The sequence below is a fragment of the Cryobacterium sp. TMT1-2-2 genome (assembly GCF_004403505.1).
Taxonomy (GTDB): domain Bacteria; phylum Actinomycetota; class Actinomycetes; order Actinomycetales; family Microbacteriaceae; genus Cryobacterium; species Cryobacterium flavum.
In genome coordinates, this window is sequence record NZ_SOGS01000006.1 from 46,150 (window position 1) to 71,787 (window position 25,638).

The window sequence follows — 25,638 nt, forward strand, 5'->3', positions numbered from 1 at the left end:
GGGTGCATCGGGCGCACGCATCCGCTGGGTGATCACCAGCTCGTGCGGGGTCTAGTGGTCGGGGTGCGCCCGCAGGAGCGTTGCGACTTCAATGGCGTCTCCCTCTGGTGCCAGCGATTTGCGGTCGGGCCGAGCCACAGCCAGGTAGATGAGGCCGCTTCCCATGACGACAAACAGACCGATGAGCACGATGTAGTCGCTGAAGAACTCACCGCTCGAGCCCGGCACCGCGAGCAGTACCATGGCAAAGATGCCGTAGGCGAGGGCGAGCACGTTGACCACGAAACCGGCCCGGCCCAGGCTGAACGGACCGGCCGGCTTCCAGCCCTTGATGCGCTGGCGCAACGCAGCGAGCACCACGGATTGGAATGCCACGTAGATGCCGATGACGGCGAACGAGGTGATCTGGGTCAGGACCTGATCGCTGCCAACGTAGATGATCAGGCACAGCACCACCGGAATCGAGCACGCCACAATCAACGCATTGGTCGGCACCGCGGTGCGCGGCGACACTGTGGCCAGCCATTTGTGCCCCGGAACCATTCCGTCGCGAGCGAACGAGAACAGCAGTCGGCTTGCCGCGGCCTGCAAGCTCAGCACGCACGACAGAAAAGCGGTGAGGGCGACGACGAGAAAGATCTTGGCGCCGATCGGGCCGAGCGCGGCATCCAGAATCGCCGGAATCGGGTCTTGATCGACACCGTCGACAACGTCCTGCAAATTTGGTGCGGCCATCACATACCCGCCGAAGGAGAGCAGGGCCGATATCCCGCCGACGAAGATCGTCAGAATCATGGCGCGGGGGATGCCGCGGGCCGGGTTCTCGACTTCTTCGGCGACATCGCCGCACGCCTCAAAACCGTAGAAGAGGAATAGTCCGGTCAGTGCCGCGCCGAGAAATGCCGTGGCGTAACTGCCGTTGCCCTGCACGCCCATGGAGTCGAAGAACACGCTGAATTCCTGATGGCGCTGAAAGATGAGCAGATACAGTCCCACGGCGACGACGCCGATGAGTTCAGCAGCAAGCCCGATCCGGGCCACGCGGGCCAGTGTCTTCGTGCCGGAAAAGTTCAGGCCGAATGCCACGACCAGGAAAGCGATCGAGAGGCCGAGGGTGACTTCCTTGGTCGCCGGGGCATTGATCAGGCTGGCCAGAAACCCGGTGCCGAATTCGGCGACGGCCGTGATGGTCACGAGCATCGCCCAGATGTAGACCCAGGCCGCCATCCAGGCGTAGCGCTTGCCCCAGAGGCGTCGCGTCCAGGGGTAGATACCGCCCGCGATCGGATACTGCGAGACGACCTCGCCGAACACCAGCGCCACGAGCAACTGCCCGGTGCCCACGATGAAGAGCCAGAACAGCGAAGGCGGGCCACCCGTGCTCATGGCCAGCGCGAACAGCGAGTAGACACCCACGAGCGGTGACAGGTAGGTGAATCCGAGCGCAAAATTCGCCCACAACGACATGGACCGGTGGAACGAATCGTCGTACCCGAGCACCTTCAGGTGGTCGCCGTCGCCGATGCCCTTCTTGGAGGAAGCCTCTACGGACATGATGCCCTTTCAATCCAGCCGAAACGCCTCCCACCCGGCGGTACACGTCAATGTGTGAGCCTTAACATAACGGATGCCTGCCCCCAAAGCTATAGAACCGGATGATTGATTTTCCGAATGACCAGTTTGTGCGTCGCAGTGGCAGCGGGTCACTTGCTCCTCAGCTCAAACCTTGAACGCGTCACCCCGCAAGCAACCCGCCGCCACCGCTTGTGTCGGGAGCTTTCATGTCAGCCGATGCGGATCATCTTCTTGTTGACGAACTCGTCAGCGCCGAAACGGCCCAGTTCGCGCCCCGAGCCGCTTCTCTTGACGCCACCGAAGGGCAGCTCGGCACCGTCGGCACCGACCAAATTGATGAACACCATGCCAGCCTCAATGCCGTCGGCCACGCGCAGTGCCTGCTCCGGGTTGGTGGTGAAGACGTAGGAACCCAGGCCGAACGGGGTGTTGTTGGCCAGTGCGACTGCGGCGGCCTCGTCGGGAACGCTGAAGATCTGTGCAACCGGGCCGAAGAACTCTTCGTGGAAGGCATCGGAGCCGGGCGATACGTCGGTGAGCACGGTTCCGGCGTAGAAGTTGCCCTCAGAGGTTCCGCCCGTGACGAGGGTGGCACCCTGAGCCACAGCGCGCGCAACCTGCTCGGTGAGAGTTTCGGTGGCCTTTTTCGAGGAAAGTGGCCCGAGTCCGGTGCCGTCCTTGGTCGGGTCGCCCAGCTCGACGGCATTGATTGCGGCCGTGAACTTATCCAAGAAAGGCTGGTACAGCTCCTCGATGACGATGAAGCGCTTGGCCGCGTTGCAGGCCTGGCCGTTGTTGTCGAGGCGAGCAGCCACGGCGGCGCCGACGGTCTCATCGAGGTCGTCGGTGGATAGCAGGATGAACGGGTCTGAGCCGCCGAGCTCGAGCACGACCTTCTTCAAGTTGCGTCCGGCGATCTCCGCAATCGCCGCTCCGGCGCGCTCCGAGCCGGTGAGCGAGACACCCTGCACGCGCTTGTCGGCGATGACCGTGGATATCTGATCATGGGAAGCGTAGAGGTTCGTGTAGGCCCCCACCGGAAAACCGGCGTCGAGCATGATCTGCGCGATCGCGGCGGCCGATTCGGGGCACTGCTCGGCGTGCTTGAGCAGGATGGTGTTGCCGATGATTAGGTTTGGTCCGGCGAAACGGGCAACCTGGTAGTACGGGAAGTTCCACGGCATGATGCCGAGAAGCACACCAAGCGAGCTGCGGCGGATAAGCGCCGAGCCCTCGCCGGCGAGCAGGCTGATGGTTTCGTCCTTCAGAAGCTCCACCGCGTTGTCGGCGTAGTAGGCGTAGATGTCGGCGCTGAAGTCGACCTCGCCGAGGGCCTGCTCCACGGGCTTACCCATTTCGCGCACGATGATGTCGGCAAGCTCCTGGCGGCGTTCGACGTGCAGTTCGGCCACGCGGCGCACGAGGGCCGCGCGCTCTTCGACGCTGATGGAGCGCGACCAGGTGTGGGCGTCGTCTGCCGCGGTGATGGCGGCGGTGAGGTCGGCATCCGAGATTGTGTCGTAGGTCTTGACTGTCTCCCCGGTGGCCGGGTTGATGACTGCGTAGCTGGTCATAGGCTTTATCCTTCACTGGTCGGGCACCTCAAAAACCGGCGCCGATGCAAACTCTGGTTTGTCAAAGATATAGCAACGGATGATTAAAAACGAGGCAGCCGGTCCGGACCAACGAGAACTCGAAACGGCAGGCCGGAGCAGGCCACAGAGTCACCGGAATGCGAGGCGAGCTGACCGACCTGTACGGTCGGGTCCGTGGAGATCACCACCCGGTCAACAGCGTTGACGAGGGCGAGTGGCCGGTCGGCCGCGAGAAACAGCGGAAGCACAATGCTCTCGAGACGGCGCACGGAGATGTCCGCTCCGACCACGCCGAGCATCGGGGTGCCTTCGCCGATGCGCACCGGCATGGTCAGGGTGAAAATGTACTCGCAGGTGCAGAGGCGGTCGACGTAGGGCCCGGTGACGTGCGTCTGGTTGGTGGACTGCGGCACCTGGTACCACTCCAGCGTGCGAAAATCGCGCACGTAGTCGGTGTATGCGCGGGTGGCGAGGTCGAGACGGGTGGCCGCGCTGCTGCTGCCGAGCAGCGGGTTGCCGGCCTGCGGGCCCAGCCACCAGGCAAAGTGGATGTCCCGGCCGTGCACGTAGCCGGGCGCGGCAATGAATCCCGCGCCGACGAAGAGCGGGCTGGCACCGGTGAGGGCCGGAATCACGAGCCCCTCCACGTGGGCATCGAGGTCTGTCGGCCGCACCGAGGTTTCGCCGTCAGCGAGTTCGTTTCGCCACCCATCTAGCTCGGCGAAGGCGTCCGCGAAGGAGGCAGTCACCGCGGCGGCGCAATCGGAGATCGTCACTTCCGGCAGCTGAGAAATCTCAGGCATCCCAGGCTCCGCCTCGTTCGACTCTGGCTTTCGCGTTCAACAGCCATTCGGCCAGGCTCCGCACCTGCTCGGTCGCGAACTGCCGGGCGGCGGCTGCGTCGTTGGCGCGCACGGCGCCGGCAATGGCCTGGTTGCTCGCAAGCAGCGACCGGCGGGCGCGGGCATCCGTCATGCCTAGAAGCAGCAGAGGCCCGAATTCGGCCTGCAGCCGGATCAGCTCCCGCACCAGTCGGGCGGACTGGCTGAGCACGGCCAACTCCAGGTAGAACCCGCCGGCGTTGGTGCGGGCCCCGGCGACCGTTGCGAAGTCAGCGCCGCGCAGCCACAGATCGAGGCGGTCGGAGTCGGGTTCTGAGGCGCGCAGCGCAGCCCGTTGGGCGCCCCCCTCGACAATCGTCGCGAAATGGACGGCCATGTCAGAGAGGTCGACCTGCGCCAGACCGTGGAGCCGGGCCTGCACGAGCGTGCTGTGCGGGGCATCCGCTTTCATCACGAAACTGCCGCCGCCGCGACCGCGCCGAGTCTCGACCAGGCCGGCATCGCGCAGCACCGCAAGGCCCTCACGCACCGTGATTAGGGCCACGCCGAAGCGGCGCGCCAGATCCGATTCGCTCGGCAGGCGTTCATCGGGGGCAAGAACGCCCAGAATGATGGCGTCGGTGAGGCGAATGGTTACCTGCTCCGTGCGGCCGGCATCGACGAGCTGAGCGAAAATCGCTTCGCGTGCGCCCGGCCGGTTGTGTGCCTCCATGCGCCTAATCTACAAGCCCCGGCTCCCCAGCGGCTCATTCTCGGCCGCGTAGAGCAGCTCGCGGGTGTACGGATGCTTAGGGGAACCCAACAGGTCGGCGACCGACGCGTATTCGACGATCGCACCGGTGCGAACCACGGCAACACGATTGCAGATCAGTGCCGCGACGCGTACCGAGCGCGTCACGAAGATCATGGTCAGTTTGCGTTCGCGCTGCAATCTGCTCAGCAGCTCAAGAATGTCGGAACTGTCCGACGCGTTCAGGGTGTCGGTCGGGTCGTCGGCCACGAGCAGATTCGGGCTACCGGCCAACGCATTGGCGATATGCACGCGCTGCGCCAAGGTCGCCGACACGTCGCGCGGGTACGCGGTGAAGGTGTGTTCCGGATTCTCCACGCCGGCCTGGCCCAGCAGATCCAGTGACCGTTCGTAGGCGGCCGGTTTCGACAGGCCGCCGCCGGAACGCAGCGGTGTGGCCAGCTGGGTTCCCACGGTCAGGTTCGGGTCGAGGCCGTCGAGTGGGCTCCGCGGCAGGTAGGCCACCTGGGCGTCGTGCAGCCGGGAGAACGATCGTGGCGGCAGCCCGACCAGTTCGACGCCGTTGAACAGAATCGACCCGGATCGGATGGTCGCCGGCGCCGGAAGTACGCCAGCTATGCACTGGGCGACCTCGAGAGCACCGGAAGACGCATCGCCGACCAGCCCGACGACCTCGCCGCAGGTGATGGAGAGCGAGATGCCCTGCACCACACGCGGTGCGTCGGAGTGCGCCGCCGCTGCGACCTGAAGCCCGCGCACATCGAGCAGTGCCGCGGAGCGAAACCAGTGTGACGGCATGGGCGCGGTCGTTTCAGCCGGTGACGGAGTAGCGACCTGATCGTGCAGCTCGTTCATGGGCGGTGCCGCCGAGGGAAGTCCCGCCCGCACGGCACGATTGAGACGACGTATCACACTACGAGCGTCACACATCGTCGGCTCGCATTTCAGTAGGTCGAGACGAGCGGCGACGCGTGGGACAAGCCCAACCGACAATCTCTGGTGCGTGGTACCGCAAAAAGCCACTTGCTCCAGCATTTTCACGTCATCACAATGTTAGCTAAAAGTATTGCCTACAACGTATCGGTTTGTTTGTTTCAGAGCGGATGCGCATCCATCCCTCTCCCGCGCGCGCCCCTCAGCGCTAGCGCGGCGAGTGGGCTTCGAGAAACTCGTACACCTCGGTCTGGTCGACGCCGGGAAAGGTTCCGGTGGGCAGCGCCGCGAGCAGGCTCGTCGGGGTTCGTGCGGCAGGCCAGGACTGCCCGGCCCAGCGCCCGGCGAGGTTGTCGGGAGCCCGGCGGCAGCAGGACTCGTCGGGGCACTTGGAGACGGCGCGGTTTGCCGTCTCGCGGCCGCGGAACCACTTCACGTGTGCGAACGGCACCCCAACGCTCACCGAGTACTCGCCTTCCTTGGCCTTTTCAATGCGGGAGGTGCACCAGAAGCTGCCGGCCGGCATATCCGTGTACTGGTACCAGGCGCTGAAGCGGTCTTCGACGTCGAACACGGTGCGGGCAGTCCAGCTGCGGCAGACCGTGGTGCCCTCGACCGCACCGAGAGCGTCGCTCGGAAAGCGAACATTGTCGTTTTCGTAGGCTTTGATAATCGTGCCGGACTCGTGCACCTTCATGAAGTGCACCGGAATGTCCAGGCGGGCGGTAGCGAGGTTGGTGAATCGGTGCGCGGCCGTCTCATAGGAGACCGCGAAGGCGTCCCGCAGATCTTCCATCGAGATGCGCCGCAGGGTCTTCGCCTCGGTCAGCATGCGCACTGCATCTCGCTCCGGCAGCAGGATCGCCGCGGTGAGATAGTTGGTTTCCACCCGCTGGCGCAGAAATTCGGCATAATTTTTCGGCTCTTCGTGCGCGCACAGATGGCTCGCGAAGGCCTGCACGATCGGCGAGCGGGAATCCCGCGAGGCCGAACGCTCGGTCGGCAGATAGATACGCCCGTTGCGCTTGTCCGTGACCGACCGGGTGGAGTGCGGCAGGTCATTCACATAGTGCAGCGAAAACCCCAGGTGGGTGGCCATGTCGGCGACGAGCTGCTGCGACACCGGGCCACCGGAGTGACCGACCGCGGTGAGCAACTCGAGGGCCTGCGCCTCCAGCTCGGGAAAATAGTTGTCCTGCTGCCGCATGATCTGGCGCAGCGCGGAGTTGGCCCGACGGGCCTCCTCCGGAGTCGCTGCGCGCTCCCGGTTGAGCCGGTCGATTTCATTGTGCAGGCTGAGGATGGTCTGCAGGGTGTCGTCGCTCTGGCCTTTGCTCACCCGGATGCGGGGGAGTCCGAGGGCCTGGAACACCGGCCCGCGCTGGGCACGTTCCACCGAGATTTCCAGGGCGGCACGCTCCGAGGGGGCATCCGTTCGCATCAGCTCTTCGACGGTAGTGCCGAGCGCCAGGGCGATCGCGCGCAGCATGGAGAGGCGTGGCTCGCGTTTGCCGTTCTCCATCATCGACACCTGGGAGGGGGCGCGGTCGATCGCGGCGGCGAGGGCGTCGAGCGTCATGCGGCGGTTGGTGCGCAGTTCCCGGATACGGCGGCCGAGGGTGAGCGCGTCAAGCTCCGGCTCATCGAGGCTGAGCGAAGACAGTGCGGCGAGGGCTTCTGCGGGGACCATGGCCTTAGTGTCGCAGATCACAAAAGTTTCCACAATCAGAAAAACAGGGTTTCTTCTGTGCATGGATTGTGGTTTGGCCGTGCCTAGACCCGGCAGAGTGGAGGCACAGGCAAGCACCGACTTTCGAATTGCGACCGCTCACCCCTCGCGCTCACCGATTCGACCGAAGCAGAACCGCTCCACCATCCTCCGCCTGAGATCGGGCGAACCGCGCAGCTGCGGCTCGCCCCCTGTCGGTATCACCTACTTTCGCAAGGAGCCAGACCATGAACACCTCCAAACCGACCCTCGATCAGACGGTCAACTCCGAGACGGTGAAAACGACCACCGGCAGCTTCGCCACCATTCGCCCGCACCTCGAGGTCACCGGCCCGCTCGGCGATCGGTATGACGAGATCCTCACTCCAGAGGCCCTCGAATTTCTCGCCGAACTGCACGAGCGTTTCGCCGGCACCCGGCACGACCTGCTGGCGGCCCGGCTGCAGACCCGAGTGGATGCCGCCAACGGTCGCGACCCCAAGTTTCTCAGCGTTACCGAGAGCATCCGTCTCGATCCCACCTGGAGCGTTGCGGGAGCCGGACCCGGCCTCGAAGACCGCCGTGTGGAGATCACGGGACCGACCGACCGCAAGATGGCCATCAACGCGCTCAACTCCAGCGCCAAGGTCTGGCTTGCCGACCAGGAAGACGCCACGAGCCCGACCTGGACCAACGTGATCGAGGGCCAGCTGACCCTGTTCGACCAGGTGCGCGGCCAGCTCAGCTTCACGAGCCCCGAGGGCAAGAAGTACGAGATCACGAACGAGTCGACGCCGACCATCGTGATGCGTCCGCGCGGCTGGCACCTCGTTGAAAAGCACATCACCTTCATCGACCGTGCCAACCGCCGCATGAAGTCCTCTGGCAGCCTCATCGACTTCGGTTTGTACTTCTTTCACAACGCGAAGAAGCTCATTGAGAACGGTACCGGCCCGTATTTCTATCTGGCCAAGCTCGAAAGCCACAAGGAAGCGCGCTTGTGGAACGACATCTTCACCTACGCCGAAGAGCGCCTGGGTATCGACTACGGCACCATTCGCGCCACGGTACTGATCGAGACCATCCAGGCCGGCTTCGAGATGGAAGAAATCCTCTACGAACTGCGCGACCACTGCGCCGGCCTCAACGCCGGACGCTGGGACTACATCTTCAGCATCATCAAGACGTTCCGTGCCCGCGGCAGCCGCTTCGTCTTTCCCGACCGCAAGCAGATCACCATGACGGTGCCGTTCATGCGCGCATACACCGAACTGCTCGTCGCCACCTGCCACCGTCGTGGAGCCTTCGCCATCGGCGGCATGAGCGCCTTCATTCCGAACCGTCGCGACCCGGCCGTCACCGAGCAGGCTCTCTCCCAGGTCGCCGCGGACAAGAAGCGTGAAGCCACCGACGGGTTCGACGGTTCCTGGGTTGCGCACCCCGACCTGATCCCGACCGCTCAGGCCGAATTCGACAAGGTGCTCGGGGACCGCCCGAACCAGCTCGAGCGCACCCGCCCCGAGGTGAACGTGACGGCCGCCCAGCTTCTCGACGTTGCTTCGGTCGGCGGCCAGATCACCGAGGCCGGCGTGCGCGGCAACGTGCTCATAGCGCTCCGCTACATCGAGTCCTGGCTGCGCGGCGTGGGAGCAGCGGCGATCGACAACCTGATGGAAGACGCCGCGACCGCGGAAATCTCCCGCTCGCAGCTCTGGCAGTGGATTCACGAGAACTCGGTCACCGCCGAGGGCCGCCGGATCGACTCCGACTGGGTTGAAGAGGTGCTGGACGAGGTCGTGGACGGCCTCGAGCGCACCCCCACCGACCGCTTCGATGACGCCCTCACCGTGCTGCGCACCTCGGCACTCGAGCCGGAGTTCCCCACCTTCCTTACGGTTGGTGCCTACGCTCGATTCTTCTAACTAGTTTTCGCAGCTAGCGCTGCGAGTCCGCGAAAGCGGGCAAATGGTTGTCTGGCCCCGGCATCATCACAGGGGCGGCAACTGTTTGCCCGTTTCTTCGTTATTCGTGTTCTGCCGCCGTTCCATCCCCCATATTGGGGGCACAGCAGTGCCCGATGGGGGGCATACGTGAGCGGATGTCATCTCTACTGTTTTGAATATAGATAATGAAAGAATTTCATTATCTCACTTCGGAACTGACAATTTGAGATGAGACTGACGTGAAACTTATGTTAAACCGCAAGAAAATGATCATCGGGGCAGGAGGCGTTGCGGTCGCATTGACGATGGCCCTCGCTGCCTTGGGGCCGACCGGCGCGTACTTCAGCGACACGGCACAGGGCGCAGTGAGCGGAACGATCGGCTCGATCAAGATCGCTGGCGCTGACGGAACCGGCACCGATTCTCTCAACCTGGCCTTCTCGAACCTGCTGCCGGGAACGACCCAGACCGTCTCGTCCCGCTACGTCAACACGGGTCTGAACGCTCAGGACGTCTGGGTTGTGTTCAACAATAAGGACGCCCTGCACGCTTTGAACGACCTCGGCACCTACGGCGAGTTCCATGTGGCTGCCAACGGCACGGCTCTTTTCGACTCCGCGAATCTCAGCGATGATCAGGACGACACTGCGCACCTGAGCTGCGGGACCCTCGCGCCGACCGGATGCTGGCCCGTTCCGAAGATGATCAAGCTGGCATCGAACCTGGCACCGACAGCTGTCGGGTCGGTTTCGTTCAGCTTCGGTTATGCGGCAAAGATGTCCGGCCAGTCGGAGCTTGGCGGCGGAGTCTGGAACTCCTACCCGGTGAAGACTGTTCAGGCCCCGAACCCGGTCATCGTTGGTAACGGTCTCCCCTACCAAATTGTGGCCACACAGGTCGGCCAGACGCCGGGCCTGTAGAGCTCGATGAGATGGCTCGGACGTCGCTGCTGGTGAGCGACGTCCGAGCCATTCCCCAATTTTTTCCGAGCTGAGAGGCGCACCGTGAAGAGATTCAAAGGCATGGTCATTCTGCTACTCATTCTGGCGTCCGTGCTCACCCCGATCGCCATCATGGCGACGGGTGTCCTGCCCTACGGGGCTTACGTCGTGCGTACCGGGTCGATGTTCCCCGCTATCCCGCCGGCGAGCGTCGTGATCGTTGAGACTGACCAATACGAGGTCGGGCAAGTCATCACTTTTCGGCGTGCCGGCGATCGCACCACCCACCGCCTCATGGCCGTCAATGACGATGCAACGCTAACGACCAAGGGTGACGCGAACGACACGAGCGATCCGTTCACGGTGCCACGCGCGGATGTTATTGGCGGCGTGACCGCCTTCGTGCCCAACCTTGGCTATCTCGTTGTGTACTTGCAAAACCCGCTCGCCGTAGGCTCCCTCATCATGTGCGTACTGAGCATCTGGTACGCCGGGTCGTCCGAAGCCGGGCCCGGTGCGAAGTCGACGAAAGAGTCAGCGGGAAAGACCCGAATCTCCGTTCGCGCTGCCTAGCCTGCCGGTTGGGCCTTGACCCTTTCGTAGGCGGCCAGGGCGGCGCGACGCGTCTCGCCGAGGTCGACGAGCGGCGCCGGATAGGCATCCGTGCCGTATTCGGGAACGTTTTGCCGAATGTATTGCTGGTGCGGGTCGAACTTGGCTGCCTGCAGGTCGGGATTGAAAATACGAAAATACGGTGCGGCATCCGCTCCGGAACCGGCCACCCATTGCCAGCCGAACGGGTTGCTCGCCGCGTCGGCGTCCACCAGGGTGTCCCAGAACCAGCGTTCGCCCTCGCGCCAATCTACCAACATATTCTTGATCAGGAATGATGCCGTCACCATGCGTACCCGATTGTGCATGCTTCCGGTGCGCCACAGTTCACGCATGCCGGCGTCGACCAGGGCAAAGCCAGTGCGGCCCTGCTGCCAGGCCGCCAGGGCATCCCGATCGAGTGGCGGCCACGGAAAAGCGTCGAAGGCGGGGCGCAGGTTCGCGGTCGCGATATCTGGCGCATGATAGAGCACGTGGTACGCGAACTCCCGCCAGCCGACCTCGGTCAGAAAACGGGTCGCGCTGGCCGACTCGCTACCACTGAGCCCGCGCTGGGCATTGTTTGTCGCCGCCCACACCTGGTGGGGGCTGATCTCGCCCCAGCGCAGGTGCGGAGACAGGCGCGACGTCGCGTTCTGGGCCGGTTCGTCGCGTTCGGTGGCGTAGAGGGCGAGTGACTCGGCCAGAAAGGTGTTGAGCAGGGCGTGAGCGGATGCTTCGCCCGGCGTCCACGCGGCGCGCAGCCCGCCCGCCCAATCGGGGCTCGACGGTTCGAGTCCCCAGTCGTCGAGGTCGTCGGAGACGAGGGCTGCCGTGGTGGGGTCGCCCGCCCAGCCGGGAATAGCGGAGGGTGCGGGATAGGGCACGCGGGGCGGCGCACCCGCGGTGCAGGCCCGCCAGAACGGGGTGAAGACGGAGTAGGAGCCGCCCTGCCCGGTCTGAATCGTCCAGGGTTCGAACAGAAGCGAAGCTGCGAAACTATGGGCGTCGATTCCGCGCTCACGCAGGTCGCTCTTGATCGCGGTGTCGATCGTGCGTTCGGCGAGGCCGTAGCGGCGGTTCCAGAACACGGCGGAGGCATCCGTCTCGTGCACCAGACGGGCGATGATCGGGCCGGCCGCACCGCGGCGCAGAATCAACCGGCCACCGAGGGCGGCGATGGAGCCGGCGAGGGATCGCAGACTCTGGTGCAGCCACCAACGGGCCGCGCCGCCGAGCGGGCGGACTCCGTCGGATTGCTCATCGAGCAGGTAGAGGGCCACAATCGGCTGCCCCTGCTTGATCGCCGCGTGCAGGGCTGGATGGTCGGCAACCCGCAGATCGTCGCGAAACCACACTATGACGGGCCCGACGTGGTCGGCTATCTGATCTGAAGTCATGCGGTCTCCTCGTGAAACTCCAGTCTGGACCATGCGACGGGCCAGACCAATTCGGAAGTAGAACGGTCTGTCCCGTCTGATCGACAACGAACTCGTCTCCCCGCCCGTATGTCGCTTTTTCGTTGCTTTCCTCCTGATTGATCACGAAATACTTTGATTTGTCTGTCGATTTCAACTAATTCAGTACCGAATGGACTTTTATCCTAAACCCTATTCTGGGGGTTACCGACGGACAGACAAATCTGTCTGTCCCACATAGTGTGTGTATCACTCGCCCCTGAGTCGATCTTCCGAAAGGTCTCCACTATGAACAAGCTTCTCGTTAGCGCTATCGCCGGTGCCGCCGGACTGACCCTGCTGCTCGGCGGCGCGGGAACGTTCGCGCTCTGGAATTCGAGTACATCGATTGCCGGCGGAACGATCACCGCCGGCGCCCTGACAGTGGTCGACAATGCCGCCGCCGGTGTTTGGAAGAGCGGTGCCACCGAAATCATCCTGAGCACGTACAAGATCGTGCCCGGTGACGTCCTCACCTACACGAAGAAGGTTGACATCACGGCGACCGGCGACAACATGGTCGCGACTCTGGCCGTTGCTTCAGCGAGCATCACCGCCACGAGCGCAACCAACGCACCTGATGGGAAGCTCGCGGGCTACATCACGAAGAGCGCCCAGGTGTCGATCAGTGGCGTAGGCATCAGCGGTGCAGGCCCGACCTACACGATCACACCGACCGGGACCGGCGTTATCTCTCGCGCTGCCGTGGTCACCGTCATCCTGACGTTCCCCAAGAGCAGCAGTGCAGGAGCCGAGAACGACGCCATGCTCGGCTCGGTCAACCTCGGCGCCCTCGCCGTGACCCTGACGCAGACCACCTAGTCTTCACCACCTCCTGCACCGTCCCTGGCGTGCCCATCACCCGACGATGGGCACCCCGGGCGGTGCGATTCTCCCTCCAGCTCCTCCGTTCGACCAGAAAGCGCGGTGATCACATGAAAACAACCCGTGGCCGCCACACCGCTTCGCCTGCCGAGCGTCGTCGCCACCGTGCTGTGCCGACCGTGCGGCTACGCGCGCGGGCCCTGGTCTTGGCCGCAGCATCCACTCTTCTGGCAGTCGTGCTGGCCACGACCGCTGCCGGCGGCACCTACGCCCTCCTGAACTCGAGTGCCGCCACCTCCTCGGCCACGATAGCGTCGGGAACGGCCACGATGACGGTCTCGGCCCTCGCCCTTCCCGCCGTGCCCCTGTACCCGGGACTGGTTATTGCCGCCCCGGTCACCGTCACGAACACCGGTGACGTGCCACTGGCCGTGACCCGCTCCTCGCTCCTCGCGCCGGCCGTTACTTCGACCCTGTCCGATTCGCTCACCATCGGTCTCGCCGTCGTCGACAGCTCGGCTGCGTGCACGAGCGCGGTCATCCCCAGCACCAGCGGAACATTTGCCAGTGCGCCGTCGACGGCGGTGGGCCTGACGCTCGCTAAGGCCCAGTCCCGAACAGTCTGCGTGCTGATCGCGCTGCCCGCGGGCGCCCCGAGTGTGAGCCAGTCGTCGTCTGCTGCCAACTTTTCCGTCGTTCTCATCGGAGTGCAGGCCTAAACCATGACCCGTTCACGCCGCCAGGCTGTCGCTCGACCTCGCCGGCAGCGCCACACCGCCGCCCTGCTCGGCACCGTGCTCTTTCTCGTGCTCGCGGCCTCCGGCGCCGCCCATGCCGCCTGGACCACCGCGGCATCCCCAGCCACCGGATCCGTGACCTCGGGCAGTATCAGCATCGCACAATCGGGCTTCGATCAGCTCAACTTCGACTACTCGGCGAGCAGTCTGGTGACAACGAAACCCGTCACCGTGAGTAACGGCGCGGTGCCGTCGACGTACGCACTCACACTCGCCGGCACGTCGGCGACGGCGGGCCTCGCCGGAGCGATCACCGTGACGACCTGGCCGGTCGCCTCCACCGCCCACTGCACCTCGTCGACGACCTTGCCCGGAAGCGAGACGGTGCGAACCTGGACGAGCGGAACCACACTGACTGGTTCGGTCGCCGCAGATTCGTCCGTTGTGTACTGCGTGCGCACCTCGATCTCATCACCCATTCCGGCTGCCTACGGCGGTGGCCACGTTGCCGCCCGGCTCGACCTGACCGCCGCGGTCGGCACCAACTGGAAGGCCGCCCCCGTCACGGTTGCCGTGGCCCAGACCGTGCCCGACACGACTGCTCCGACCGCACCGACCGGCCTGACGTCGTCATCGACAACGGATGCCGCCACCACACTCGCGTGGACGGCGGCGACCGACAACGTCGGCATCGCCTCGTACCGCGTCTATCGCGACACCGTACTGGTCCGTTCTGTCGTCGCCGGCACGACCTTTACTGACACCGGCCTCAATGTCGGCACGACCTACAGCTACACCGTCGACGCGCTCGACGCGGCAGGCAACTCTTCGGCCATGTCGTCGGCCGTCACTGCGACCACCAGCCAGTCACCGTCGTCGACCAGCTGGTACCGAGTCAAGAGTGGGGGCCTGTGCGTCACGGGTTCCACCAACGCGAACGGACCCGTGACAGTGCAGGTATGCAACGAGTCGCTGACCACACAGCTGTGGCGTTATGACTTAGTCAATCCGAGCAACTACCTCATCACCTCGCAGGCAGCGGCCGGGCTGGCCTGGCAGCGCACCACCACGGCAGCTGTGGTGATGGCGACACGCAACGTGAGTGACTCCAGCCAGCAGTGGGGCGGCACACTGTCGGGAAACGGTTTGTACCAGTTCGTCATGCAAGTGAACAGGAACAAAACGGAATGCATCACGGTGCCGAGTTACACAGCCGGAACCGCGCTGCAGACGCAAAGCTGCAGCGCCGGCAGCGCCCAGCAGTTCACATTGACGGCGGCGAACTGATGGGGCACGGTTCGAAGGGGGCCAGGCCGGCTGGACTGCTGCACGCCCTGGGCCTGGCCATCAGCGGTGCGTTGCTCCTGCTGGTGCTCATGCTGTTCGCTCTGCTGGTCATCGTGCCCAAGATCACGGGCGCGACCCCCCTGACGGTGCTGACCAGCTCGATGGAGCCACACCTGCCGCCCGGCACCCTGATCGTGGTCGGCCCGGTCAACACCGACGACCTCGTAATCGGGGATATCGCCACCTATCAGATTCACTCGGGCGAGCCGGCAGTGATCACCCACCGCATCACCGCGATCAGCTCCTCCACGGACGGTACCCGGAGTTTTCAGTTTCAGGGAGACAACAACAGTCTTCCCGATCCCGACCTCGTGCTCTCCGCCCAGATTCAGGGGCGACTGTGGTATTCCGTTCCGCTGATCGGCTATGCCAATAATTTCGTCAACGGGGCGAGCCGAGCGCTGATCATTCCGGCAGTGGCCGTGGCCCTGCTCGGATACTCGGCTGTGATGCTCGTCGCTGGAGTCCGTGCCGGCCGCCGTCGTCCTCGCGGCGCCCATAGCCACCCGGTGGTCTGATCGATGCAGCCGCGTTATACCCAGCCCCCTATTTGCGAATTCCGCGCACGTGCCTTTCGTCGCGGGCGCCTGCTCGGTGCCGTGGCCTCGGCGCTGTTGCTGGCGCTCCCGATACTTGCCGGTGCGGCCGGGCCGGCATCGGCTGCGGCGCCCAAATCTCTGTCCAGTGCTGCCCAGGCCAGCAACGCCCGGCTCGGCGACGTGCAGGTCAGCTTGGACGGTGTGCACTTCGCGAGCAGTCTGCCGACCGATTTGTTCGACGCGTATGGGACGTTGATTCCGAATGGGTCGATGCGGGCGTCCCTGTGGATCCACAACCCGAGCGACCAGCCCGCGGTCGTGCGGGTGAGTCTGCGTAGTGCGGAGGGGGCATCCGCTGGGCTGAATCAGTACCTCACCCTGGGCGTCACGACCCCTGCCGACCCCACCGCGCCCACCGTGACGTTCGCGGGCGATGCGGATTGTGCGGTGCTTGCGCCGGTTCAGCCGCTCGCCGCCGGCGCGACGCTGAGAGCCGAGGTCAGGATCGACATGAGGAACGTGACCGGGCTGACCGGGCAGAACGAGACGGCGAATCTGGGCCTCGTGGTGTCCCTGCGCGACGCGGTCGCTGGGCCGGTTTCGTCGTCGGCCTGCGCCGACACGGGTGTGTTCGTCGCAGTTCTGGGGGCTTCGTCAGCGGCGGCGCGGCCGGCCGCCCTATCCCGCACCGGGGTTGACCTGCCCGTTCCCGCCATCGTCGGGGGCGTTCTTCTGCTGGGACTGGGCGTGCTGTTGACGTTCCGCCGTCGCCGCGAACGGAACGAGAACTAGATCCCACCGGCACTGCCGGCGGGCAGCGGATGCCGATGCCCGCTACGAGACGCGCAGCACGATCTTGCCGCGAGTGTGACCCTCTTCGATCGCTCGGTGTGCCGCAGCACCGTCGGCGAGTTCGAACACGGCGTCGACGTGCACGCGCACGGTACCCGCGTCGAGGAGCTTCGAAATCTCGTCGAGGGCTCGGGCGTCGGGGGACACCTTGAAACCGGTCGCGCGGCGGCCGGCGGCAGCGGCATCCGCTGCCATGGAGGGCCAGCTGCCGGTCGGCGCGTTCACGAGCAGGCCGCCTGGGCGCAGCGCGGCGAGGGAACGGGTGCCGGTGTCATCGTGCACATTGCCGATGAGGTCGATGACCGAGTCGAGGTCGTGGGCCTCGTCTTCGAAGCGCGTGGTCGTGTAGTCGATGACCTCGTCGGCACCAAGCTCGCGCAGAAAGTCGAGGTTGCGGGTGGATCCGGTGGCGATGACGTGGGCGCCCAGAACGCGGGCGAACTGTACCGCGAAGTGACCGACGCCGCCGCTGGCGGCGTGCACGAGCATCCGCTGCCCGGGGGCCGCCCCGGCGAGCTTGACCATTCCCCACGCGGTGAGGGCGGCGACCGGCACTGCGGCAGCCTCGGCATGGCTGAGCTTGGCCGGCTTGTGCGCGACGCTCATGCTCGACACCGAGACGTACTCGGCGAAGCTGCCGCCGGTGCGCGGCACGCGGCCCATGCCGTAGACAGCATCCCCGGGCTGCAGCGGAGAGGCCTCGAACGCCGCGCGCACAACCATGCCGCTGAAATCGTTGCCGAGAATGGCCGGGTAGCTTTCGATCGCGGCGGCGACGCCCTTGCCGGAGCGCGTCTTGGCGTCGATCGGGTTCAGCCCGGCGGCGACGACCTTCACGAGAACCTCGTCGGAAATCTGGCGTGGTAGTGGCCTCTCGGCCAGGTGCAAGACGTCGGGGTCGCCGGTCTGGTCGATGACGAGGGCGCGCATGGTCAGCGGAAGTTCGAAGTCAGGAGCCATGCCCCTCATTCTGCTGCATCCCGCCTCGGTGCATTGCGGACGGGGCCTGGGCCCCGTCCACGAAGCGAGAGCAGGCTAGCGGCGGGCCTGCTGGTCGAGATTGTCGATCAGGGCATTGGCCAGGCCCACCAGAATCGCGATCTGGTCTTCGTCACGTTCGATCCAGCGACATTCGGGCACCGCGGCGACCGGCACGAAATCGAGGTGCTCTTCCCAGACCAGCAGCGTGCGATCGGCGCCGAGCACGTACTGCTGCCACCACACCTGCCGCAGGTAGCTGCGCGGAACGCTGCGCCACGGCTTGCTCGTGGTCTTGATCTCGGCCAGGTGCAAATCTGCACCGATCACGCCCACCCCGTCGGGCGTGGCCAGATGCCGCGGATGCCCGAGCGACCGAAACAAGTTCGTGCTCGGTTCGATGCCGTAGTTCTCCAGCACCCACGCGGCAATGACCGGTTCCCGGGCCCGTCCATGGTCGGTGTAGCTGTTGCCGGAGAAGCTCGTGCCGTGCATTTTGTCGTGCGCCGCGTTCAGGATCGACTTGGGGGTCGACAGTTTGGCGACATCCGTTGCGGTGATGCCCTGGTTGCGGGCCCGCAGCCACGCGACGCGGTCGTTCGAGTCGGCGACGATGCGCAGCGTGTGCGGTGCGGGCGGCGGTACCAGAGCGGATGCCGCGGGGTGCGCCGAAGGCTGGTCCAGATCGAAGAGGGACAGCGTGGAATTCGGCACTCCTCTATTGTGTGCCCGCGCGCCCGGTCGGCGCGCCACCGCCACGGGAAGCCGCGGGATTGGAGGCCGCCACTCGCCTGCCGGGCCGAGGTCGCGCATCCGCTCGCTGTGAGAATCGTTATCGCGAAGAGACCTGGCTTCGCTAGCCTGAAGGAACGTCAACCAATCGGGGGAACGCATGATGCAGTACCCAGCTCGATTCGCGCTCGCCGGGGCCGCCACGCTGGCCCTGCTGCTCAGCGGATGCGCCGGCCTACCCGGCTACCCGGCCGCCACCGACACGCCGGTGGCACAGCTCGTCGCCGGTGTCGACTGCCAGGCGCCCAACCTCAACAACTGGATCCCTGTTCAGGACGGCGTCCCGGCCCAAACGGATCTGACCGCAACCCACCCGGACGCCCCGGCGCCTGGCATGGTCCCCGACGGCTTCGAACCCGTCGTCGCCTCCCTCTGTACCTTCTCCGGCAGCATCGACGACGACGAGGGCCGCTGGTCGGCCGTGACGATCGAGACCCGCGAGGGCGACTTCAGCGCCCTGCTCGCTGCGCTCGCCCAGCCCAACGACCAAGCCGGGCTCAACCAGGCCTGCACCGCCGACATGGAGATCGTGCCCGAACTCTGGCTCGAAAACGCCGCAGGCGAAGCCATGCGGGCAGCCTGGCCGCGCACCTCCTGCGGTAAAACCAAGCCGGCCACGAGCAAAGCGCTCGAGAAGCTTGAGCTGACCGACACAGTGAAACTGCCGCTCGTGCTGCAGATCGCCCGCCCCGCTCTCGACGCCGGCTGCGCCATGAGCACCGGAACCCCCGAACAGTCGCTGCTGTTCGGCACGACCGGCCTGCAGACCTACACCACCCAGATCGGGCAGGACCCTGAACCGATTCCGGTGCCGCCCGCCGAAATCCCCTCCTACGCCGGCGTCGACGGCGCGAGCGTCTGTATCTACACGGTTGACCCGGTCACCGAACCCGACCTCAGCGAACTCGAATCCATCGAGGGTTTCGACGACGACATGCTCGGCTCGATGCTGACCCTCAGGTCGGGCACCTTCACCAGCGCGACCACCCTTGAAGCGGATGCCGCAGCGCTGCTGCCCTCCGCAGCATCCGCTCTGCAAGCGCCCGCGTGCGCGATTGAGCCCACCCGGTTCGCGGTGCTCTGGCCCGAGCGGGCTGGCACCGGGCTCGACACCCCGATCCAGGTCGAACTGAACGGCTGCCAGCGACTCTTCGTTCCGGCCAGCAACCCGCTCGTGCCCGCGCCGGCCCTACTGGCTGCCCTGATCGGCTAAGGCCGGCCACAGGCATCCGAGGGCGCACTCATAGGGCGTTCATAGACAACTGCCGGATACTCATCAGAATGAGCACACGTGAGAGCACCCGCACCGGCCATGGCCCGCGCCTGACCAAGGCCGACGGCAGCGCCATTAGGGTTCTGGTCGTCGACGACGAACCCACCCTCACCGATCTGCTCTCCATGGCCCTGCGCTACGAGGGCTGGGAGGTGCGCACCGCCGGTGAAGGCCGCCAGGCGCTCACCATCGCCCGCGAATTTCGGCCGGACGCCATCGTGCTCGACATCATGCTGCCCGACATCGACGGCCTGCAGGTGTTGCAGCGGGTGCGCGCCGACGGCTACGAGACACCCGTGCTCTTTCTCACCGCCAAGGACTCGCTGGACGACCGCATCGCCGGGCTCACCGCGGGCGGCGACGACTACGTCACCAAGCCGTTCAGCCTCGAGGAGGTCGTCGCGCGCCTCCGCGGCCTTATCCGCCGCTCCACCCTCGCCGTGGCCGACTCGATCGACCCGCGCATCACAGTGGGAGACCTCACCCTCGACGAAGACAGCTACGAGGTCTTCCGCGACGGAACGGCCATCGAACTGACCGCCACCGAGTTCGAGCTGCTGCGCTTTCTCATGCGCAACCCGCGCCGCGTGCTCAGCAAAGCGCAGATCCTCGACCGGGTCTGGAGCTACGACTTCGGCGGCAAGTCGAGCGTTGTCGAGATCTACATCTCCTACCTGCGCAAGAAGATCGACGCTGGCCGGGAGCCTATGATTCACACGGTGCGCGGCGCCGGCTACATGCTGAAAACTGCCTGATGGCGCATCTCAAGAAGCGCGAACGGATGCCGCGCCGCCGCGGCCGACCCCGCTCGCCCTGGACCCTGCAGCGGCGCCTCGTGCTCACCGTGGTCGGGCTTCTCGCCCTCGTCAGCATCACGATCGGCGTGGTGAGCGTGGTCATCCTACGCGCCTCGCTGCTCGATCGCCTGGACGTGCAACTCGCATCCGCCGCCGACCGCTCCGGCGCCGTGCTCGGCGGCGGCGGAGACAACGACGGGGACCGCCTCGGCGATACCCCCGGCAGCACCTATTTCGGCACCCCCACCGCCAACAGCATTCTCAGCGGCCCGGCCCAACCACCCGGGCTGCTCGCCCTGGTCTATGACGGATCGAGCATCACCACCGGCTATACCGACGACCAGAGCGGCGCCATCGAAGAACTCTCCGCGCAGCAGGTGCAGCAGCTCGCCGACCACGTCAACCAGTCGGCCGCCGTCACGGTAAACCTCGGTGGCGAACTCGGCGAATACCGAGTGCAAGCCGAAACGTCTGGCAGTGGCACCCTGTATCTGGTCGGATTGCCGCTGTCGGGCGTCGAGGCCACGGCGGCTCAGCTGGCCCTGATCATCACGTTCGTCTCACTCGCCGGGCTCATTGTGGTGGCCATTATCGCGGCCTGGGTAGTTCGCCTCGCCCTGCGCCCGCTGCAACGCGTGACCGCGACCGCCACCCGGGTTGCGCAACTTCCCCTCGACCAGGGCGAAGTCTCCCTCGACGATCGGGTTCCGACCGGGGATGCCGACCCGCGCACCGAGGTAGGCCGCGTCGGTGCGGCGCTCAACCGCATGCTCGACCACGTCGACCTCGCCCTCGAAGCGCGACAGCAAAGCGAACGCAAGGTGCGCCAGTTCGTCGCCGACGCGAGCCACGAACTGCGCACGCCGCTCGCGTCCATCCGGGGCTACTCCGAACTCACCCGGCGCAGCGGCCAGCAGCTGCCGCCCGACGCCATCCACGCGCTTGGCCGCATTGAAAGCGAGTCCGTGCGCATGACCGGACTGGTGGAAGACCTGCTGCTGCTCGCCCGTCTCGACGAGGGCCGCGAACTCGAAATGGAACCGGTCGACCTCACCATGCTGCTCGTCGACGCCGTGAGTGACGCCCACGCGGCTGGCCGTGATCATATTTGGGACCTCGACCTGCCCGAGGAACCGATCGAGGCGATCGGCGACGAACCGCGTCTGCGCCAGGTCATCACCAACCTGCTCGCCAACGCGCGACTGCACACGGATGCCGGCACCACGGTGGTCGTCGCCCTCGCCGCCGTCGGCGACCGGGCCGTCATCACCGTCACCGACAACGGTCCGGGCGTCCCGGAAGACCTCACCAGCACCCTGTTCGAACGGTTCGCCCGCGGCGACAGCTCACGCTTTCGCGGAACCGGCAGCACCGGCCTGGGGCTGGCGATCGTGGCCGCGGTCGTCGCCGCGCACCACGGCGCTGTGTCGGTCGAGAGCGTCCCCGGCCGCACCCAGTTTCGGGTCGAACTGCCCCTCGCCACGGACTAGACGTATCGGCCAGGGCGGCGCCGGATCGACCTCGCGCCCCCTCATCCATCGAGCCGTGATTTCTGTTCGCCGAGCTGTGAGTCTCGACTCGTACCAGGGTGAAAATGGGGGTGAAACTCACGGCACGACGATGAGCCGGGGACGAAACTCGCGGCTCGGCGCGGGGTCAGAAGCGGTAGACCTAGTCGGGCTCGTTCAGCCGTTCCAGCAGGGTGGCGAACTGGTCGAGTTCGGCGGGAGTCCACCGGCTGAGTCGCCGATGCACCAGGGCCGTGCGGTTGCGGCGCACCTCGGCCAGTTTCTCCGTGGCGAGAGGCGTCAGGGCCAGAAATCGTGCCCTCCCATCGAGCGGGTCAACCCGGGTCTCCACGAGCCCAAGCGAGCAGAGCAGCTTGGCCTGGCGGCTGATCATGCTGCGGTCCACCGCGAGCACATCCGCGACAACGCTGGCATGGGATTCGCCCCGCCGCGCGAGTACGCGCAAGAGCGCGAGTCCGAACGGTTCGAGGGTCGGATCGATCACGGCCGCGGTCGACCGTGTGCTGGCTCGAATATTGGCGGCCAGCATGGCCATCTGCGCCTCGACGCGGGCGAGCTCGAGGGTGTCGCCATCCACGCTGGGTCGTTCGACCAGCTCATTCATCACGAGGTCCGCGGGTTGCGGGTGTTTGGGCCAGCCCGGCCGGCGGCAGGCCAGCGGATGCCGCACTCACCTCCACGAGAATCTCCTGCACGTCGTCCCCCTCCCGGTGAAAGGCCAAGTCTGCCGCAACGATAGCCGGCACAGCTGCCGGCACCAGGGCCGTATCGCGGGCCCGGTCGATTCCGGTCTCCGTGCCGAGCGGATGATTCGGCAGCAGCGACACCGTGAGCAGGGTCACAAGGGCCAGCGGCGCGCTGATCAGAAAGATCGTGCCGACACCGGAACCGTAGGCGGCTTCGACGATGATGCGCAGCACGTCGGGCAGTTGGTTGACCTGCGGAATGACGCCGTCACCGAGCAGGCGGCCGGCATCCGCTTGATTGGTCGGGCTGAGCCCGCCCACGCCGGTGGTGATTTGGGCCGCGACAACACTGCCCAGGATGGACCCCATCACCGAGACCCCGACCGCGCCGCCGAGGCTGCGGAAGAAGGTCACCGAGCTCGTGGCGACGCCGAGGTGCCGCACCTCAACGGTGTTCTGCACGACCAGAACGAGGTTCTGCATGACCATGCCCACGCCGGCGCCGAGGATGAACATGTAGACGCCGACGAAGACGAGGCTCGTGTGCACATCGAGGGTACCGAGCAGTGTGGTGCCGACGAGCATGAGCACGGAGCCGGAGACCATGATGGACTTCCACGTGCCGCGCCGGCTGATTACTGTTCCGAACAGGGTCGACGAGATGAGCAGGCCGCCCATCATCGGGATGGTCAGCAGGCCCGACTGGGTGGGCGTGGCGCCGCGGGCGAGCTGCATGTACTGGCTGAGAAAGACCGAGGTGCCAAACAGGGAGACACCCACCGCGAGGCTCGCAATCGCCCCGAGGCCGAAGGTGCGGTTGCGAAACAGGCTGAGCGGAATTATCGGTTCGGCGGCGCGAAATTCCACGATGATCGCCAGAGCCAGCAAAACGACGGCACCTATCACCATGGCCCACGAGGTCAGTGACAGCCACTCGAACTGGGTGCCGGCCAGGGTTACCCAGATCAGCAGCAGCGAGACGCCGCACGTGATCAGCGCGGCCCCGAGGTAGTCGATGCGCACGACCCGCTTCACCCGTGCCGGCAGGTGCAGGGTGCGCTGCAGCAGCACGATGGCCACGATTGCCACCGGAAGCGCGATGAAGAAATTCCAGCGCCAGCCGAAGGCATCCGTCACGACACCGCCGAGCAGCGGGCCGCCGATCGTGCCGAGGGCCATGACCGCGCCGAACAGGCCGGCGTAGCGGCCGCGCTCACGCGGGCTGATGATGTCGGCCATGATGATCTGGCTGAGGGCGACCAGGCCGCCGGCGCCGAGGCCCTGCAGCACCCGGAAGGCGATGAGCGTTCCCGCGTCCTGCGAGAACCCGGCGAGCGCGCTGCCGATCACGAACACGGCCAGGGCGAGCTGAATGAGCAGTTTGCGATTGAACAGGTCGGCGAATTTGCCCCAGATCGGCGTACTCACCGTGGTCGCCAGCAGTGTGGCCGTGACCACCCAGGTGTAGGCCGATTGCGAGCCCTTGAGGTCGCTGAGAATGAGTGGCAGCGACGTGCTCACCACGGTGTTGGCCAGGATCGACACGAACATGCCCAGCAGTAGTCCCGACAGCGCTTCGAGTACCTGGCGGTGGCTCATTGAACCCTCGGTGACCGGTTCGGAAACGGTGCGGCTGGCGCGGCCCATGCGACTCCCTAAGTGATTGACAGCTATCAACGATAGGTGGGTAGTTGACGGATGTCAACCATCTCGATCAGCGGATGTCGCTCCGCCGCCGATTTGCACGCGCCCGAATCGTGCCGTACAGTAAATTTCAGCCACAGACCGCCGGTTGCTGCGCTATGTCGATAGACAGAAGTGCAGACGAAGGTTCATTCACGTGAACGGCCCGCGCAGGTGTTCGTAGTTTTGTTACAGTCTTTTGGATTGTTCCCCAAGCTCCGGCGCCCTGCGCTGGAGCTTTTTTCATGTCTGCGCCCCGGGCTACCCGGCACATGATTATTAATGAGGAGCACCATGGCGAACAAGGAAGCAACGGTCGCCGAGCTTACGGAGAAATTCGAAAGCTCGACCGCCGTTCTGCTCACCGAGTACCGCGGTCTCACTGTTGCGCAGCTCAAGAGCCTGCGTAAGTCCATCAGTGAGGACGCCACGTACGCCGTGGTAAAGAACACGCTCACCAAGATTGCGGCCAACAAGGCCGGCATCACCTCGTTCGACGAGGAACTTGTCGGTCCGTCCGCTATCGCCTTCGTGCACGGAGACCCCGTCGCCGTCGCGAAGACCCTGCGTGCCTTTACCAAGGCAAACCCTCTCCTGGTGGTAAAGGGCGGTTACTTTGACGGTAACCCGCTCACCGCAGCGGAGGTTGGCAAGCTTGCCGACCTCGAGTCCCGCGAGGTGCTGCTGGCCAAGCTGGCCGGCGCCTTCAAGGCATCGCTGTTCGGAGCCGCTTATCTCTTCCAGGCACCGCTGTCGAAGGCTGTTCGCACCATCGACGCGCTGCGTGAGAAGCAGGAGTCCGCGAACTAGGCACCTGCCTGATTCACGGTTCACGATTTTTTAGAAACTATAGGAGTACATCATGGCAAAGCTTTCCACTGAAGACCTGCTTGAGCAGTTCAAGGGCCTGACCCTCATCGAGCTCTCCGAGTTCGTCAAGGCGTTCGAGGAGACCTTCGAGGTCACCGCAGCCGCTCCCGTCGCCGCTGCCGGAGCCGCTGGCCCCGCCGCTGCTGCTGAAGAGGTCGAAGAGCAGACCGCGTTCGACGTCATCCTTGACGCCGTTGGCGACAAGAAGATCCAGGTCATCAAGGTCGTGCGCGAGCTCACCAGCCTGGGCCTCGGCGAGGCCAAGGCCGTTGTCGATGGCGCGCCGAAGGCCGTCCTCGAGGGCGTTGCCAAGGACGCTGCCGAGAAGGCCAAGGCTTCCCTCGAAGAGGCCGGCGCAACCGTTACCCTCAAGTAGTCTCTCCCCGCAAGGGGA

General features: G+C 65.4%; 24 protein-coding genes. 13 read left to right on the plus strand and 11 right to left on the minus strand.

The window, feature by feature from the left end:
- Positions 1-51: 51 nt before the first annotated feature.
- The 6 genes from E3T35_RS04245 to E3T35_RS04270 form a co-directional block, all read right to left on the minus strand.
- Positions 52-1,554 (minus strand): APC family permease, encoded by a 1,503-nt coding sequence (locus E3T35_RS04245; protein ID WP_134377953.1) that lies wholly within the window; start codon positions 1,552-1,554, stop codon positions 52-54.
- Positions 1,555-1,784: 230 nt separating this feature from the next.
- Entirely contained in the window at positions 1,785-3,149 is a 1,365-nt protein-coding gene (locus E3T35_RS04250) for an NAD-dependent succinate-semialdehyde dehydrogenase (RefSeq protein WP_134345078.1), read from the minus strand.
- Positions 3,150-3,232: 83 nt separating this feature from the next.
- Positions 3,233-3,973 carry a cache domain-containing protein gene (locus tag E3T35_RS04255; protein WP_134345079.1) on the minus strand — a complete coding sequence of 247 codons (741 nt, stop codon included), beginning with the start codon at positions 3,971-3,973 and terminating at the stop codon, positions 3,233-3,235.
- Complete coding sequence (locus E3T35_RS04260) at positions 3,966-4,724, minus strand: FadR/GntR family transcriptional regulator (RefSeq protein ID WP_134345080.1); 759 nt, start codon at positions 4,722-4,724, stop codon at positions 3,966-3,968. Before E3T35_RS04260 ends, E3T35_RS04255 begins: the two co-directional genes overlap by 8 nt.
- A 9-nt stretch (positions 4,725-4,733) precedes the next feature.
- Positions 4,734-5,618 carry an ATP-binding cassette domain-containing protein gene (locus tag E3T35_RS04265; protein WP_166789829.1) on the minus strand — a complete coding sequence of 295 codons (885 nt, stop codon included), beginning with the start codon at positions 5,616-5,618 and terminating at the stop codon, positions 4,734-4,736.
- A 286-nt stretch (positions 5,619-5,904) separates the two neighbouring features.
- A complete protein-coding gene (locus E3T35_RS04270; protein WP_134377954.1) occupies positions 5,905-7,386 on the minus strand; it encodes a helix-turn-helix transcriptional regulator in 1,482 nt (493 codons plus the stop codon).
- Between the two features lie 266 nt (positions 7,387-7,652).
- Here E3T35_RS04270 and aceB point away from each other — a divergent pair, with 266 nt between their 5' ends.
- The 3 genes from aceB (at position 7,653) to E3T35_RS04285 (ending at position 10,861) form a co-directional block, all read left to right on the plus strand.
- The gene (aceB, locus tag E3T35_RS04275) at positions 7,653-9,326 is read left to right on the plus strand and encodes a malate synthase A (protein WP_134377955.1); all 1,674 of its coding nucleotides are present in this window, start codon (positions 7,653-7,655) and stop codon (positions 9,324-9,326) included.
- A gap of 260 nt (positions 9,327-9,586) precedes the next feature.
- Positions 9,587-10,267, plus strand: a complete 681-nt coding sequence (locus tag E3T35_RS04280) for a hypothetical protein (RefSeq protein ID WP_134345083.1) — start codon at positions 9,587-9,589, stop codon at positions 10,265-10,267.
- Between the two features lie 84 nt (positions 10,268-10,351).
- On the plus strand, positions 10,352-10,861 hold the full coding sequence (locus tag E3T35_RS04285; RefSeq protein WP_134377956.1) for a signal peptidase I: 510 nt from the start codon (positions 10,352-10,354) through the stop codon (positions 10,859-10,861).
- On the opposite strand, the gene E3T35_RS04290 is transcribed toward E3T35_RS04285, so the two are convergent.
- Positions 10,858-12,279, minus strand: coding sequence for a deoxyribodipyrimidine photo-lyase (locus E3T35_RS04290; protein ID WP_134377957.1), 1,422 nt, complete (start codon positions 12,277-12,279; stop codon positions 10,858-10,860). The genes E3T35_RS04285 and E3T35_RS04290 overlap by 4 nt on opposite strands.
- Before the next feature lie 306 nt (positions 12,280-12,585).
- Here E3T35_RS04290 and E3T35_RS04295 point away from each other — a divergent pair, with 306 nt between their 5' ends.
- The 5 genes from E3T35_RS04295 (at position 12,586) to E3T35_RS04315 (ending at position 16,576) form a co-directional block, all read left to right on the plus strand.
- Positions 12,586-13,158 (plus strand): alternate-type signal peptide domain-containing protein, encoded by a 573-nt coding sequence (locus tag E3T35_RS04295; protein WP_134377958.1) that lies wholly within the window; start codon positions 12,586-12,588, stop codon positions 13,156-13,158.
- A 113-nt stretch (positions 13,159-13,271) separates the two neighbouring features.
- Positions 13,272-13,880, plus strand: a complete 609-nt coding sequence (locus E3T35_RS04300; protein ID WP_134377959.1) for a hypothetical protein — start codon at positions 13,272-13,274, stop codon at positions 13,878-13,880.
- 3 nt (positions 13,881-13,883) lie between these two features.
- Entirely contained in the window at positions 13,884-15,185 is a 1,302-nt protein-coding gene (locus E3T35_RS04305; protein ID WP_134345088.1) for an RICIN domain-containing protein, read from the plus strand.
- Positions 15,185-15,763, plus strand: a complete 579-nt coding sequence (locus E3T35_RS04310; protein ID WP_134377960.1) for a signal peptidase I — start codon at positions 15,185-15,187, stop codon at positions 15,761-15,763. The genes E3T35_RS04305 and E3T35_RS04310 overlap by 1 nt, the downstream gene beginning before the upstream one ends.
- 3 nt (positions 15,764-15,766) lie before the next feature.
- On the plus strand, positions 15,767-16,576 hold the full coding sequence (locus tag E3T35_RS04315; protein ID WP_134377961.1) for an LPXTG cell wall anchor domain-containing protein: 810 nt from the start codon (positions 15,767-15,769) through the stop codon (positions 16,574-16,576).
- 42 nt (positions 16,577-16,618) lie between these two features.
- On the opposite strand, the gene E3T35_RS04320 is transcribed toward E3T35_RS04315, so the two are convergent.
- Positions 16,619-17,596 carry an NADP-dependent oxidoreductase gene (locus E3T35_RS04320; RefSeq protein ID WP_241988726.1) on the minus strand — a complete coding sequence of 326 codons (978 nt, stop codon included), beginning with the start codon at positions 17,594-17,596 and terminating at the stop codon, positions 16,619-16,621.
- 75 nt (positions 17,597-17,671) lie between these two features.
- Positions 17,672-18,328 (minus strand): YqaJ viral recombinase family protein, encoded by a 657-nt coding sequence (locus tag E3T35_RS04325; RefSeq protein WP_369831310.1) that lies wholly within the window; start codon positions 18,326-18,328, stop codon positions 17,672-17,674.
- A gap of 178 nt (positions 18,329-18,506) precedes the next feature.
- Here E3T35_RS04325 and E3T35_RS04330 point away from each other — a divergent pair, with 178 nt between their 5' ends.
- From E3T35_RS04330 to E3T35_RS04340, 3 genes are all read left to right on the plus strand, one after another.
- Entirely contained in the window at positions 18,507-19,619 is a 1,113-nt protein-coding gene (locus E3T35_RS04330; RefSeq protein ID WP_134377962.1) for a hypothetical protein, read from the plus strand.
- 68 nt (positions 19,620-19,687) lie between these two features.
- Positions 19,688-20,434, plus strand: a complete 747-nt coding sequence (locus E3T35_RS04335; RefSeq protein WP_092340412.1) for a response regulator transcription factor — start codon at positions 19,688-19,690, stop codon at positions 20,432-20,434.
- Complete coding sequence (locus tag E3T35_RS04340; RefSeq protein WP_241988727.1) at positions 20,434-21,966, plus strand: HAMP domain-containing sensor histidine kinase; 1,533 nt, start codon at positions 20,434-20,436, stop codon at positions 21,964-21,966. The genes E3T35_RS04335 and E3T35_RS04340 overlap by 1 nt, the downstream gene beginning before the upstream one ends.
- Before the next feature lie 181 nt (positions 21,967-22,147).
- Here E3T35_RS04340 and E3T35_RS04345 read toward each other — a convergent pair whose 3' ends face one another.
- Positions 22,148-22,609: a MarR family winged helix-turn-helix transcriptional regulator gene (locus E3T35_RS04345; RefSeq protein WP_104088964.1), complete on the minus strand. Its 462-nt coding sequence runs from the start codon at positions 22,607-22,609 to the stop codon at positions 22,148-22,150.
- Positions 22,602-24,338: an MDR family MFS transporter gene (locus E3T35_RS04350; protein WP_233197468.1), complete on the minus strand. Its 1,737-nt coding sequence runs from the start codon at positions 24,336-24,338 to the stop codon at positions 22,602-22,604. Before E3T35_RS04350 ends, E3T35_RS04345 begins: the two co-directional genes overlap by 8 nt.
- A gap of 330 nt (positions 24,339-24,668) precedes the next feature.
- Here E3T35_RS04350 and rplJ point away from each other — a divergent pair, with 330 nt between their 5' ends.
- Both rplJ and rplL read left to right on the plus strand, forming a co-directional pair.
- Complete coding sequence (rplJ, locus tag E3T35_RS04355; RefSeq protein WP_092340410.1) at positions 24,669-25,184, plus strand: 50S ribosomal protein L10; 516 nt, start codon at positions 24,669-24,671, stop codon at positions 25,182-25,184.
- Between the two features lie 52 nt (positions 25,185-25,236).
- On the plus strand, positions 25,237-25,620 hold the full coding sequence (rplL, locus tag E3T35_RS04360) for a 50S ribosomal protein L7/L12 (RefSeq protein ID WP_092340409.1): 384 nt from the start codon (positions 25,237-25,239) through the stop codon (positions 25,618-25,620).
- The last annotated feature ends 18 nt before the right edge of the window (positions 25,621-25,638 follow it).